This window comes from Micromonospora sp. NPDC049301 (genome assembly GCF_040678715.1).
GTDB lineage: Bacteria > Actinomycetota > Actinomycetes > Mycobacteriales > Micromonosporaceae > Micromonospora.
In genome coordinates this window covers 46,917-59,879 of the sequence record NZ_JBFAQO010000018.1, presented here as the reverse complement: position 1 = coordinate 59,879, position 12,963 = coordinate 46,917, and the positions used below count along the sequence as shown (strand labels likewise).

Sequence of the window (12,963 nt, the reverse complement as noted above, 5' to 3'; positions counted from 1 at the left end):
ACTCCTTCGAGGGCGGGCACTACATCAGCGTCGTGGGCTACCGCGACGGCGGCAAGGTGGTGAAGATCGCCGACTCCGCCGACCCGAACACCGCCGCCTACGAGGTCACCGTCGGGCACCTCGCCGACTGGATCGCCACCCGCGGCTACGCCACCAGCTGACCCGCACCACACGAACGGCAAGGGCCGGACCCCCACCAGGGGTCCGGCCCTTTCGTCATACCCAGGGTCAGTGCCGTCAGGCCGGGTCGGCGTCGGCGGCGAGGACGCCCAGGATCTGCTCGCCATACTTGGCGAGCTTGTTCTCGCCGACCCCGTTGACGCGGGACAGCTCGGCCAGCGAGCCGGGCGCGTCGCTCGCGATCTGTCGCAGTGTGGCGTCGTGGAAGATCACGTACGCCGGGACGCCCTGGTCCTTGGCGGTGGCCGCCCGCCAGGCGCGCAGCCGCTCGAAGACGGCCGTGGCGGCCGGGCCCAGATCGGCGACCACGGTGGCGGCGCCGCGCGGCTTCGACGACCGGCTCGACGCGGGCTTCTCCGGCTCTCGGCGCATCGTCACGGTGCGCCGGCGGCCCAGCACCTCGGCGCTCGCCTCGGTGAGCGCCAGCGTGCCGTAGTCGCCCTCCACGGCGAGCAGCCCCTCGGCCAGCAACTGCCGGACCACACCCCGCCACTCGGCCTCGCTGAGGTCGGTGCCGATGCCGAAGACGGTGAGCGAGTCGTGGCCGTGCTGGCTGATCTTGTCGGTCTGCTTGCCGAGCAGGATGTCGATGCAGTGCCCCGCGCCGAACCGCTGGTTGCGCTCGCGGTCCAGGCGGAAGACGGTGGAGAGCAACTTCTGTGCCGCGACCGTGCCGTCCCAGGACTCCGGCGGGGTGAGGCAGGTGTCGCAGTTGCCGCAGGCCGGCGTCGCCGGCTCGCCGAAGTATTCGAGCAGCTGTACGCGCCGGCAGCGCACCGTCTCGCAGAGCGCGAGCATGGCGTCCAGGTGGGCGGCCAGGTTGCGGCGGTGCGCGAGGTCGCCGTCGGACGTCTCGATCATCTTGCGCTGCTGGACCACGTCCTGGAGTCCGTACGCCAGCCAGGCCGTGGACGGCAGCCCGTCCCGGCCGGCGCGGCCGGTCTCCTGGTAGTAGCCCTCGACCGACTTGGGCAGGTCGAGGTGCGCGACGAACCGGACGTCGGGCTTGTCGATCCCCATGCCGAAGGCGATGGTAGCCACCATCACCAGGCCGTCCTCGCGCAGGAAGCGCTGCTGGTTGGCGGCGCGGGTGGCCGCGTCCAGGCCGGCGTGGTACGGCAGCGCGGCGATCCCGTTGGCGGTGAGGAACTCGGCCGTCTTGTCCACCGAGGCGCGGGACAGGCAGTAGACGATCCCGGCGTCGCCGGGGTGCTCGTCGCGCAGCAGGGCCAGCAACTGCTTGCGCGGCTCACGCTTGGGCACGATCCGGTACTGGATGTTGGGCCGGTCGAAGCTGGCCACGAAGTGCCGGGCGTCGTCGAGCTTGAGCCGGCTGGCGATCTCGGTGCGGGTGGCGCTGGTCGCGGTGGCGGTCAGCGCGATGCGGGGTACGTCGGGCCACCGTTCGTGCAGCATCGACAGCGCCAGGTAGTCGGGGCGGAAGTCGTGCCCCCACTGGGACACGCAGTGCGCCTCGTCGATGGCGAACAGGCCGATCCGGCCCCGGTCGAGCAGGGAGAGGGTGGATCGCACGCCGAGCCCCTCGGGCGCCAGGTAGAGCAGATCCAGCTCGCCGGCGAGGAAGGCCGCCTCGACCCGGCGCCGGGCGTCGGGACTCTGGGTCGAGTTGAGGAAACCGGCCCGGACGCCGACCGCGGTGAGCGCGTCCACCTGGTCCTGCATGAGCGCGATCAGCGGGGACACGACGACCGCGACGCCGTCGCGGACCAGGGCCGGGATCTGGTAGCACAGCGACTTGCCGCCACCGGTGGGCATCAGCACCAGCGCGTCGCCGCCGGCCACCACGTGGTCGATCACCTCCTGCTGGAAGCCGCGGAAGGCGTCGTAGCCGAACACCCGGCGCAGCACCGGCAGCGCGCCCTCGGTACGCAGGTCGGTGGGGGAAGCCATCCGCGGAGTCTACGAGCCCACCCCGACACCGCATGCCCGGCGCACCCGAGGAAGGGGTGCGCGGTCGGCCGCCGGGGCGGGCCGACCCGTGACGGGTGCCCGACCTCGGCCGGGCGGCGGGATAGAGTCGCTGATTGACCAATCGCGGCCGATGGCGGCCGCGGCGCCACGGCTTGGGGGTACGGGTGAGCGAGGCGCGCACAGCCAGCGACCGGATCGACGTCCCGGCGGCCGTCGACGGGCAGCCGACGGCCGAGTCGGAGACCACACTCGTGGTGGTCACCGGGCTCTCCGGCGGCGGCCGCAGCACGGTGGCCCGGGCGTTGGAGAACGTCGGCTACTACGTGGTGGACAACCTGCCGCAGGCGCTGATGCTCGACATGGCCGAGCTGGCGTTCAAGGCCGGTGGCGCGGCCCGGCGTACCGCGATGGTGCTCGACGTGCGCTCGCGCGCCTTCTCCACGGACCTGGCCGGGGCGATCCGGGAGCTCAAGGAGCGCGGTTTCTCCCCCCGGGTGGTCTTCGTCGACGCCGACGACGAGGTGCTGATCCGGCGGTTCGAGAGCGTCCGGCGGTCGCATCCCCTGCAGGGTGACGGGCGGCTGGCCGACGGCATCGCCGTGGAGCGTGGGCTGCTCGAGGAGGCCCGCGACCAGGCCGATGTGATCATCGACACCAGCCACCTGAACGTCAACCAGCTCCGTCGGCGCATCGAGGAGCTGTTCGGCGGCGAGGACGCCCGCCGGCTGCGGGTCACCGTGCTGTCGTTCGGATTCAAGTACGGCCTGCCGCCGGACGCCGACTTCGTGCTGGACGCCCGTTTCCTGCCCAACCCGTACTGGGTGCCGGAGCTGCGGGAGCACACCGGGCGGGAGGAGGCGGTCAGCGCGTACGTGCTGGGCCAGGAGGGCGCCGACGCCTTCGTCGCCTCGTACGCCGACCTGGTCAACGCCACCACCGCCGGTTTCGAGCGGGAGGGCAAGCGGTACCTGACGGTCGCCGTGGGCTGCACCGGTGGCAAGCACCGCAGCGTGGCCATCGCCGAGGAGCTGGCCGGCCGGTTGCGTCAGTCCGGGCTGGCGGCCAACGCCCAGCACCGTGACCTGGGGCGGGAATGACGACCCGTCGGGTGGTGGCGTTCGGCGGCGGGCACGGCCTCTCGGCCTCGCTGCGCGCGCTGCGCCACTGCGCCCCCGAACTCGATCTGGACATCACCGCGGTGGTCACGGTCGGCGACGACGGCGGCTCCAGCGGCCGGCTGCGCGCCGAGCGGGGTGGCCTGCCCCCCGGAGACCTGCGGCAGGCGCTGGTCGCGCTGGCCGGCGACCATCCGGCCACCCGGCGCAGCGCCGGGCTGTTCCAGCACCGCTTCGCCGCGGCGGACGTACCCCCGTCGGCGGCCCTGGATGGTGCCGACGGGGCGGCGGCCCGGGCCGACGGGCTGGCCGGGCACGCGGTCGGCAACCTGGTGCTGTGCGGCCTGATGGAGCTGCTCGGTGACCCGGTGGCCGCGCTGGAGCACGCCGGCGCGATGCTCGGCGCGGTCGGCCGGGTGCTGCCCATGTCCCGCGAACCGGTGGGCATCGAGGCGCGGGTGCGGGGCGCCGACCCGGCCGCTCCCGACGAGGTGCGCACCGTGCGCGGCCAGCACCAGGTGGCCGTCACCACCGGGCGGGTCGAGTCGCTGCGGCTCAGCCCGACCGCCCCGGCGGCGTGCGCCGAGGCGCTGGCGGCGATCGGCGCGGCGGACTGGCTGATCTTCGGGCCGGGCAGCTGGTACACCAGCGTGCTGCCGCATCTGCTGGTGCCGCAGCTGGCCGACGCGATCGTGTCCAGCCCGGCCCGCCGCCTGGTCACCCTGAACCTCGCGGCGGAGAAGGAGACCCTCGGGCTCTCCGTCGCCGACCACCTCGCGGCGCTGCACTGGTACCTTCCCGAGCTCAAGGTGGATCTCGTGTTGGCTGATGCCAAGGCGGTGGGTGACCCCGAACCGGTCGAACGTGCGGCAGAATCGCTGGGTGCCCGCCTGGTCCTCGCCCCCGTCGCCGTCGTCGACGGCACTCCCCGCCATGATCCGGCTGCCCTGGGCGCCGCGCTGGTGCCTGTCCTGGGCGCCGATCGTTAGACACGTACGTAATCTCCGGCGACACGCCGGAACCGGTCCGTGAGGGGACGCACAATGGCGATGACGGCTGCGGTCAAGGACGAGCTGAGTCGGGTCGACGTGCCCAAGCCCTGCTGTCGGCGGGCGGAGATGGCCGCGCTGCTGCGCTTCGCCGGGGGGCTGCACATCGTCTCCGGCCGCGTGGTGGTGGAGGCGGAGCTGGACACCGGGGCGGTCGCCCGCCGGCTGCGCCGGGAGATCGCGGAGGTCTACGGGTACCCGAGCGAGATCCACGTGCTGGCCTCCGGCGGCCTGCGCAAGGGCAGCCACTTCATCGTGCGGGTGGTCAAGGACGGCGAGGCCCTGGCCCGGCAGACCGGCCTGCTGGACGTGCGCGGCCGGCCGGTACGCGGGCTGCCCCCGCACGTGGTGGCGGCGAACGTCTGCTGCGCGGTCTCCGCCTGGCGGGGCGCGTTCATGGCGCACGGCTCGCTCACCGAGCCCGGCCGGTCCAGCGCCCTGGAGATCACCTGTCCCGGGCCCGAGTCGGCGCTGGCGCTGGTCGGCGCGGCCCGTCGGATCGGGATCACCGCCAAGAACCGCGAGGTGCGCGGGGTGGACCGGGTGGTGGTCAAGGACGGCGACGCCATCGCCGCGCTGCTCACCCGGATCGGCGCGCACTCCAGCGTGCTGGCCTGGGAGGAGCGCCGGGTGCGCCGCGAGGTACGGGCCACCGCCAACCGGCTGGCCAACTTCGACGACGCCAACCTGCGCCGCTCCGCGCGTGCCGCGGTGGCCGCCGCCGCCCGGGTGACCCGGGCGCTGGAGATCCTCGCCGACGAGGCGCCCAACCACCTGACCGACGCTGGTCGGCTGCGCCTGGAGCACCGGCAGGCGTCGCTGGAGGAGCTGGGCGCGCTGGCCGAGCCTCCGCTGACGAAGGACGCCATCGCCGGGCGCATCCGCCGGCTGCTGGCGCTGGCCGACAAGCGGGCCCGGGACCTCGGCATCCCGGATACCGAAGCAGCCGTCACGCCCGACATGCTCGTGGTCTGATAGGACGGTGGGGCCGCACGGTGCGCCCGGGAGCACGACCCGGCGCAGCGTGGCCCCGCACGCTCGGATAAGGTCGCTGCGTACGGCAAGGGGGCCGACACAGGCACTCCTCGTCGTGCCCACCGCCTCGGGCGGTCAGGTCCTCAGACCGCGGCGGGGTGGCCGAGATGAACCGTCAACGGCCGGCTCCAACGGTCGGCGCACACCACTCCGCCGGCCCGTTGTCTGAAGCCGGCGGACCAGAACGCGAGGAGATGGGACCTGTGACCATCCGGGTTGGCATCAACGGCTTCGGCCGGATCGGCCGTAACTTCTTCCGGGCAGTGCTGGCGTCCGACGCCGACATCGAGGTCGTGGCGGTGAACGACCTGACCGACAACGCCACGCTCGCCCACCTGCTCAAGTACGACAGCATCCTGGGTCGCCTGCCCTACGAGGTCAAGGCCACCGCCGACGAGATCACCGTCGGTGGCAAGACCATCAAGGCGTACGCGGAGAAGGACCCGGCGTCGCTGCCGTGGGGCGAGGTCGGCGCCGACGTCGTCATCGAGTCCACCGGCTTCTTCACCGACGCCACCAAGGCCAAGGCGCACGTCGACGGCGGGGCCAAGAAGGTCATCATCTCCGCCCCGGCGAAGAACGAGGACGTCACGGTCGTCATGGGCGTCAACCACGACGCCTACGACCCGGCGAAGCACACCATCATCTCCAACGCTTCGTGCACCACCAACTGCCTCGCCCCGATGGCGAAGGTCCTGCACGACACGTTCGGCATCCAGCACGGTCTGATGACGACGATCCACGCGTACACCCAGGACCAGAACCTCCAGGACGCCCCGCACAAGGACCTCCGCCGGGCCCGGGCCGCCGCGCTGAACATCGTTCCGACCTCCACCGGCGCCGCGAAGGCCATCGGCCTGGTGCTGCCGGAGCTGAAGGGCAAGCTCGACGGGTACGCGCTGCGGGTGCCGATCCCGACCGGCTCGGTCACCGACCTCACCGTCAACGTGGGTCGCGAGACCACCGTGGACGAGGTCAACGCCGCGCTGAAGGCCGCCGCGGACGGCCCGCTCAAGGGCATCCTGGTCTACAACGAGGACCCGATCGTCTCCACCGACATCGTGACCGACCCGGCGTCGTGCATCTTCGACGCCCCGCTGACCAAGGTGGTCGGCAACCAGGTCAAGGTCGTCGGCTGGTACGACAACGAGTGGGGCTACTCCAACCGCCTCGTCGACCTGGTCAAGCTGGTGGGTAGCTCGCTGTGAGCATCCGTACCCTCGACGACCTGCTCGCCGAGGGGGTGTCGGGTCGGCGCGTGCTGGTGCGCGCCGACCTGAACGTCCCGCTCGACAAGCAGTCCGGTGACATCACCGACGACGGCCGCATCCGCGCGGTGCTGCCGACGTTGGGCGCGCTGGTCGAGGCCGGCGCGAAGGTGGTCGTCTGCTCGCACCTGGGCCGCCCGAAGGGCGCGCCGGACCCGCAGTTCAGCCTCCGCCCGGTCGCCGGGCGGCTCGGTGAGCTGCTCGGCGCGCCGGTGCACTTCGCCACCGACACCGTCGGCGACTCCGCCCGCTCCACCGTCGCGGCCCTGGCCGACGGCCAGGTCGCCCTGCTGGAGAACCTGCGCTTCAACGCCGGCGAGACCAGCAAGGACGACGCCGAGCGGGGCGCCTTCGCCGACCAGCTCGCCGCGTTCGGCGACGCCTACGTCGACGACGCGTTCGGCGCCGTGCACCGCAAGCACGCCAGCGTCTACGACGTGCCGGCCCGGCTGCCGCACGTGGCCGGCCGGTTGGTGCTGCGTGAGGTCGAGGTGCTCTCCAAACTCACCAGCGAGCCCGAGCGGCCGTACGTGGTGGTGCTCGGCGGCTCCAAGGTCTCCGACAAGCTGGCGGTGATCGAGGCCCTGCTGCCCACGGTCGACCGGCTGCTCATCGGTGGCGGGATGTGCTTCACCTTCCTCAAGGCCCAGGGCCTGGAGGTGGGCACCTCGCTGCTGGAGAAGGACATGGTCGAGACCTGCCGCAACCTGCTGGAGCGGTCCGGCGGCAAGATCCTGCTCCCGGTCGACGTGGTGGTGGCGGACGCGTTCGCCCCGGACGCCGCGCACGACACGGTCCGCGTGGACGGCATCCCGAGCCACCGGCTCGGTCTGGACATCGGCCCGGAGACGGTGGCCGGTTTCGCCGCCGCGCTGTCCCAGGCGAAGACGGTCTTCTGGAACGGCCCGATGGGCGTGTTCGAGATGCCGGCGTTCGCGGCGGGCACCCGGGGGATCGCCGAGGCGATCACCAAGGCCGACGCGTTCAGCGTGGTCGGCGGCGGCGACTCCGCGGCGGCGGTGCGTGCGTTGGGGCTGGACGAGTCGTCCTTCGGGCACATCTCCACCGGCGGCGGCGCCTCCCTGGAATACCTCGAGGGCAAGACCCTCCCCGGCATCGCGGCCCTGGAGAACTGAATGGCGAGCACAGCCCGCCGGCCACTGATGGCCGGCAACTGGAAGATGAACCTCAACCACCTCGAGGCCAACCTGCTGGTGCAGAAGCTGGCCGCGAGCCTCACCGAGAAGCAGCTCACCGAGGTGGAGACGGTCGTCCTGCCGCCCTTCACCGACCTGCGCACCGTGCAGACGGCGGTGGACGGGGACAAACTGCTGATCGGTTACGGCGCGCAGGACCTCTCCCCGCACGCCTCCGGCGCGTACACCGGGGACATCTCCGGCCCCATGCTGGCGAAGCTCGGCTGCTCGTACGTGGTCGTCGGGCACTCCGAGCGGCGGGCCTACCACCACGAGGACGACGCGCTGGTCAACGCCAAGGTGAAGGCTGCGCTGACGCACGGCCTGACCCCGATCCTCTGCGTGGGGGAGGGGCTGGACGTCCGCGACCAGGGCAACCACGTGGCGCACTGCGCCAGCCAGCTCGACGGGGGCCTCGCCGGGCTCACCGCCGAGCAGGTCCGGCAGGTGGTGATCGCGTACGAGCCGGTCTGGGCGATCGGCACCGGCAAGACCGCCACCCCGGAGGACGCCCAGGAGGTCTGCGGGGCGATCCGTCAGCGGCTGGCGGAGCGCTTCGACCAGGACACCGCCGACCAGGTCCGGGTCCTCTACGGCGGCTCGGTCAAGGCGTCCAACATCGCGACGATCATGGCCCAGCCGGACGTGGACGGGGGCCTGGTGGGGGGCGCCAGCCTGGACGCGGAGGAATTCGCGCAGATCTGCCGGTTCCCGGAGCACATCGCCCGCTGATCGCTCGGTATCCTTGACCCCGCCCGTCCGCCGGTCGGTGCCGCCGTGCCCGATCAGACCGGGCGAGGATCGCTACGAGAGGACTGACCCCAGCCATGCCGATCTGGTTCGCATACACGTTGATCGTGTTGCTGATCATCACGAGCATCCTGCTCACCATGCTTATCCTGCTGCACCGCGGCAAGGGCGGCGGTCTGTCGAGCATGTTCGGCGGTGGCGTCAGCTCCAGCCTCGCCGGCTCCTCGGTGGCGGAGAAGAACCTGGACCGCTACACCGTTCTGGTGAGCGTCGTCTGGTTCGCCTCCATCATCGGGCTGGGGCTCTGGCTCCGCCTCCAGATGAACAGCGGCGCCTGAGCAGGCCCGTCAAGTCGTACAATCTGCGCGCGGTCCGTCACCAGACGGGCCGCGCGCAGGCTTTTCTCCGCTGCACCGCGTCGCCCGCCGCCCACCCCGACGACGGCGGGTCCCTCCGACGACAGGAGCGAGCAGCCGTGCCAAGTGGCAACGTCATCCGCGGCGCCCGGATCGGGTCCGCGCCCGTCCGGCCGGACGAGCGACACCCTCCCGCCCCCCGACAGGACGTCACCTACTGGTGCCGCAACGACCACCGGACCAGCATCCGGATCGCGGCGGACGCCGTGGCGCCGCCCCTGTGGGACTGTCCCCGCTGCGGCCTGCCCGCCGGGCAGGACGCGCAGAACCCGCCCGGGAGGGCCCGTGCCGAGCCGTACAAGAGCCACCTGGCGTACGTGAAGGAGCGGCGTACCGCCGAGGAGGGGGAGGCGTTGCTCGCCGAGGCCCTCGCCGCGCTGCGCCGCCGCCGAGGCGAGTGAGAGGAAGGGCCCCCCGTCGACTCGACGAGAGGCCCTTCCTTCGGTACGGAATGCGCGGCTCAGCGGAGGCTGCGCAGCCGGGCCGGTACGTCGGCCGCCGCCGCCCGGTCCAGCAGCCAGCGGGTACGGCTCACGCCGTGCACCCCGGCGGCCGGCAACTGCACCGGCCCGGCCCCGGCGAGCGCCATGCCCACCGCGCGCGCCTTGTCCGCGCCGCCGGCCACCAGCCAGACCTCCTCGGCGGTGTTGATCGCCGGCAGGGTGAGCGTGGTCCGCACCGGCGGCGGCTTCGGGCTGCCCCGCACCGCGCTGCACGGCCGGCTCTCGTAGTGCACCGGGTGCTCGGGGAAGATCGAGGCGACGTGCCCGTCCTCCCCGACGCCCAGCATCAGCACGTCGAAGTGCGGCAGCACGGCGTGCCCGGGGCGGGCGGCGCGTGCCAGCTCCTCGGCGTACGCGGCGGCGGCCGCCTCGGGGTCGTTGCCGGCCGGGCCGTCGGAGGCGGGCATCGGGTGCACCCGGGCCGGGTTCAGCGGCACCACGTCCAGCAGGGCGGCCCGGGCCTGGGTCTCGTTGCGCTCCGGGTCGCCGGCGGGCAGGAACCGCTCGTCGCCCCACCACACGTCGACCCGGGACCAGTCCACCGCGTCGCGGGCCGGCAGTTGCGCCACCGCCCGGTACACGGCCGCGGCGATCCGCCCACCGGTGAGCACCACCGAGGCCTCGCCCCGGTCGGCCTGGGCGTCGAGCAGCTTCACCAGCAGTCGGGCCGCCACGGCCTGCGCCAGCAGGTCGGCGTCGGCGTGGACGGCGACAGTCGCCTCACTCATGGGTTGTGCCTTCGTTTCCCGACCGCGGGAGCGGTCGCTGTCGCGTCGTGCCCGGGCCGGTGCGCCCGGAGGTGGCGGGGTGGGGTGCCCCGGAGGTTCCGGGGGTCGGGCCGGGGATCACCCCGGCCCTGCCCCGATGTCGTGCCCCGGACGCCGGCGGCTCAGCGCTCGCCGCTCGTGCCGGCGTGCGCGGTGACGCCGGCCTCGGCGCGCTGAGCGGTGGCCGGATCCTTCCAGACGTGCACCCGCTGCGGGGGACGCTGCTCCAGCCCACGCAGCCCGGCGGTCGCGCCCAACGCCTCCGCGTACACCTGGTCGGCGTCCAGCCGGCGCAGCTCCTCGGCCAACTCGTCACCGAGCGGCCGACGCACCAGCGGCAGGGTCCGGTCGTCCTGGCCGCTCCGCCGGAACACCGCCATGCTGTCCTCGCGGGTCAGCGTCAGGTGGTCGCCGTTGGCGCAGGTGAGCTCCACCTCACGCATCCGCGGGAACTCGGTGGTGTCCACGCGGCGCGGGGTGATGCCGAGCCGGCTGGACAGCCAACCGGCCATCAGCGCGGCCGTCGGGTCGGTCGGCGGGGCGACGATGGTCGCCTCGGTGACCTTCGCCTCGGTGGTGTCGAACGCCCCCGCGACGAGGGTGCGCCACGGGGTGATCCGGGTCCACGCCAGGTCGGTGTCGCCCGGGGCGTAGTCCCGGGCCCGCTGCCGCAGCGCCTCCACCGGGTCGGCGGCCTGCGCCGCGTCGGTGATCCGCCGGTCGGCGACCACGCCGAGGAAGTCGGTGGCGATCTCGGCCGGCGGCTCGCCGTGCCACCAGGTGACCACCGGCACGTCCGGGACCAGCAGCGGCATCACGACCGACTCGGCGTGCAGGGCCAGCCGTCCGTACATCCGGGTGACCACCGCCTCGCACGGGCCGAGCCGGCCACCGACCACGATCTCCGCGTCCAGCCGGTTGCGGTCCCGCTCGATCTCGGAGCGGACCACCACCACCAGCCGACACGGGTGGGCGGCGGCCGCGATCGTCGCCGCCGCCTCCGCCTCCCGGACCCGCTTCTCGTCCACCACCACGATCAGGGTGAGCGCCATGCCGCTGGCCACCCCGCCGGCGCTGCGCCGCTCGGCGGCGAGCGCCTTGACCACCTCGTTGCCGGTGGTGTCCCACAGCCCGATCACTGGAGCCTCCTGGTCTGCTCGCTCACGCTGCTGTGCCTGCTGGTTCGCTCGCTGCGCTCGCTCACGCCCGCCGCCAGGCGCGGCCCTCGCGGGCCAGCATCTCGTCGGCCGCCCGCGGCCCCCACTCGCCGGCGCGGTACGGCTCCGGCCTGGTGCCCGCCCAGGCGTGCTCCAGCGGGTCGATCACCTGCCAGCTCTGCTCGACCTCCGCCGCGTCCGGGAAGAGCGTGCGGTCGCCGATCAGCACGTCCAGCACCAGCCGCTCGTACGCCTCGGGGCTGGACTCGGTGAACGCCTCGCCGTACTGGAAGTCCATCGCGATGTCGCGGACCTCCATCGTGGTGCCCGGCACCTTCGAGCCGAACTTGAGCACCACACCCTCGTCGGGCTGCACCCGGATGACCAGCTGGTTGTTGCCCAGCGACTCCATGTCGGCGTCGTTGAACGGCAGGTGGGGCGCCTTCTTGAACATGATGGCGACCTCGGTGACCCGCCGGGGCAGCCGCTTGCCGGCCCGGATGTAGAACGGCACCTCGGCCCAGCGGCGGTTCTGGATGCCCAGCCGCACCGCCACGTACGTCTCGGTGGTGGAGTCGGCGGGAACACCCTGCTCCTCCAGGTAGCCGACCGCCCGCTCGCCGCCGACCCACCCGGGCAGGTACTGGCCGCGGACGGTGTCCCGGGCCACGTCCCTGGGCAGCGTGATCGCCTTGAGAACCTTCAGCTTCTCGGTGCGGATCTCGTCGGCGTCGAAACTGGTCGGCTCCTCCATCGCCACCAGGGCCAGGAGCTGGAGCAGGTGGTTCTGGAGTACGTCACGGGCAGTGCCGACGGTGTCGTAGAAGCCCGCTCGGCTGCCGATGCCGACGTCCTCGGCCATGGTGATCTGCACCGAGTCGACGTACTTGGAGTTCCACAGCGGCTCGAACAGGTTGTTGGCGAACCGCAGGGCGAGGATGTTCTGGACCGTCTCCTTGCCCAGGTAGTGGTCGATCCGGAAGACGTCCTGACGGGTGAAGACGTCGTCGACCAGGTCGTTGAGCGCCTTGGCCGAGGGCAGGTCGTTGCCGAACGGCTTCTCCACCACCACCCGGCGCCAGCCGCCGGACTTCTCGTTGTCGGCCATCCCGGTGCGGGCCAACTGCTTGAGCACGACGGGGAACGCGGCCGGGGGGATGGAGAAGTAGAACGCCGCGTTGCCGGTGATGCCGTGGCTCTGCCGCAGATCGTCCAGTGTCGTGGCGAGATGGTCGAAGGCGGCGTCGTCGTCGAACGACCCACCCACGAACTTGATGTTGCCGGCCAGTCGCGCCCAGACCTCGTCCCGCCAGGGGGTACGGGCGTGCTTGCGCGCCGCTTCGCAGGCCAGCGTCTCGAAGTCGCCGTCACCCCAGTCGCGGCGGGCGAAGCCGAGCACCACGAAACCGGGCGGGAGCAGACCCCGGTTGGCCAGGTCGTAGACCGCGGGGAGCAGTTTCTTGCGGGCCAGGTCGCCGGTCACCCCGAAGATCACCAGAGCGCACGGCTCGGGGATCCGGGGCAGCCGGCGGTCCTGCGGGTCGCGCAGCGGATTCACGCCGCCTCCTCGCTCCGCTTGTGTCACGTCGTCCATC

Annotated in this window: 12 protein-coding genes and 1 pseudogene; 9 read left to right on the top strand and 4 right to left on the bottom strand. The window is 72.6% G+C overall.

Annotated elements, in window-relative coordinates; genetic code table 11:
* Nucleotides 1-161: pseudogene (locus tag AB0K07_RS30245) on the top strand (phytochelatin synthase); the annotation flags it as partial.
* 76 nt (nucleotides 162-237) lie between these two features.
* Here the strand turns inward: AB0K07_RS30245 and recQ are convergent.
* A complete protein-coding gene (recQ, locus tag AB0K07_RS30240; RefSeq protein WP_363760874.1) occupies nucleotides 238-2,091 on the bottom strand; it encodes a DNA helicase RecQ in 1,854 nt (617 codons plus the stop codon).
* A gap of 215 nt (nucleotides 2,092-2,306) precedes the next feature.
* Between recQ and rapZ the strand changes: the two genes are divergently transcribed.
* The 8 genes from rapZ to AB0K07_RS30200 all read left to right on the top strand — a co-directional run bounded on the left by rapZ (nucleotide 2,307) and on the right by AB0K07_RS30200 (nucleotide 9,342).
* Nucleotides 2,307-3,209, top strand: coding sequence for an RNase adapter RapZ (gene rapZ / locus AB0K07_RS30235; protein WP_363760892.1), 903 nt, complete (start codon nucleotides 2,307-2,309; stop codon nucleotides 3,207-3,209).
* Entirely contained in the window at nucleotides 3,206-4,216 is a 1,011-nt protein-coding gene (locus tag AB0K07_RS30230) for a 2-phospho-L-lactate transferase CofD family protein (RefSeq protein ID WP_363760871.1), read from the top strand. The genes rapZ and AB0K07_RS30230 overlap by 4 nt, the downstream gene beginning before the upstream one ends.
* A gap of 54 nt (nucleotides 4,217-4,270) precedes the next feature.
* On the top strand, nucleotides 4,271-5,251 hold the full coding sequence (gene whiA, locus AB0K07_RS30225; RefSeq protein ID WP_074312802.1) for a DNA-binding protein WhiA: 981 nt from the start codon (nucleotides 4,271-4,273) through the stop codon (nucleotides 5,249-5,251).
* A gap of 263 nt (nucleotides 5,252-5,514) precedes the next feature.
* Entirely contained in the window at nucleotides 5,515-6,519 is a 1,005-nt protein-coding gene (gene gap / locus AB0K07_RS30220) for a type I glyceraldehyde-3-phosphate dehydrogenase (RefSeq protein ID WP_363760868.1), read from the top strand.
* Nucleotides 6,516-7,715 (top strand): phosphoglycerate kinase, encoded by a 1,200-nt coding sequence (locus AB0K07_RS30215; protein WP_363760865.1) that lies wholly within the window; start codon nucleotides 6,516-6,518, stop codon nucleotides 7,713-7,715. The genes gap and AB0K07_RS30215 overlap by 4 nt, the downstream gene beginning before the upstream one ends.
* Nucleotides 7,716-8,507 carry a triose-phosphate isomerase gene (tpiA, locus tag AB0K07_RS30210; protein ID WP_363760862.1) on the top strand — a complete coding sequence of 264 codons (792 nt, stop codon included), beginning with the start codon at nucleotides 7,716-7,718 and terminating at the stop codon, nucleotides 8,505-8,507.
* Between the two features lie 95 nt (nucleotides 8,508-8,602).
* Nucleotides 8,603-8,863, top strand: coding sequence for a preprotein translocase subunit SecG (secG, locus tag AB0K07_RS30205; protein ID WP_363760859.1), 261 nt, complete (start codon nucleotides 8,603-8,605; stop codon nucleotides 8,861-8,863).
* 137 nt (nucleotides 8,864-9,000) lie between these two features.
* Nucleotides 9,001-9,342, top strand: a complete 342-nt coding sequence (locus AB0K07_RS30200; RefSeq protein WP_210918114.1) for an RNA polymerase-binding protein RbpA — start codon at nucleotides 9,001-9,003, stop codon at nucleotides 9,340-9,342.
* Between the two features lie 59 nt (nucleotides 9,343-9,401).
* On the opposite strand, the gene pgl is transcribed toward AB0K07_RS30200, so the two are convergent.
* From pgl to zwf, 3 genes are all read right to left on the bottom strand, one after another.
* A complete protein-coding gene (gene pgl / locus AB0K07_RS30195; protein ID WP_363760856.1) occupies nucleotides 9,402-10,172 on the bottom strand; it encodes a 6-phosphogluconolactonase in 771 nt (256 codons plus the stop codon).
* 161 nt (nucleotides 10,173-10,333) lie between these two features.
* Entirely contained in the window at nucleotides 10,334-11,350 is a 1,017-nt protein-coding gene (locus AB0K07_RS30190) for a glucose-6-phosphate dehydrogenase assembly protein OpcA (protein WP_363760853.1), read from the bottom strand.
* 61 nt (nucleotides 11,351-11,411) lie between these two features.
* A complete protein-coding gene (gene zwf, locus AB0K07_RS30185; RefSeq protein ID WP_363760889.1) occupies nucleotides 11,412-12,962 on the bottom strand; it encodes a glucose-6-phosphate dehydrogenase in 1,551 nt (516 codons plus the stop codon).
* Between the last annotated feature and the right edge of the window lies 1 nt (nucleotide 12,963).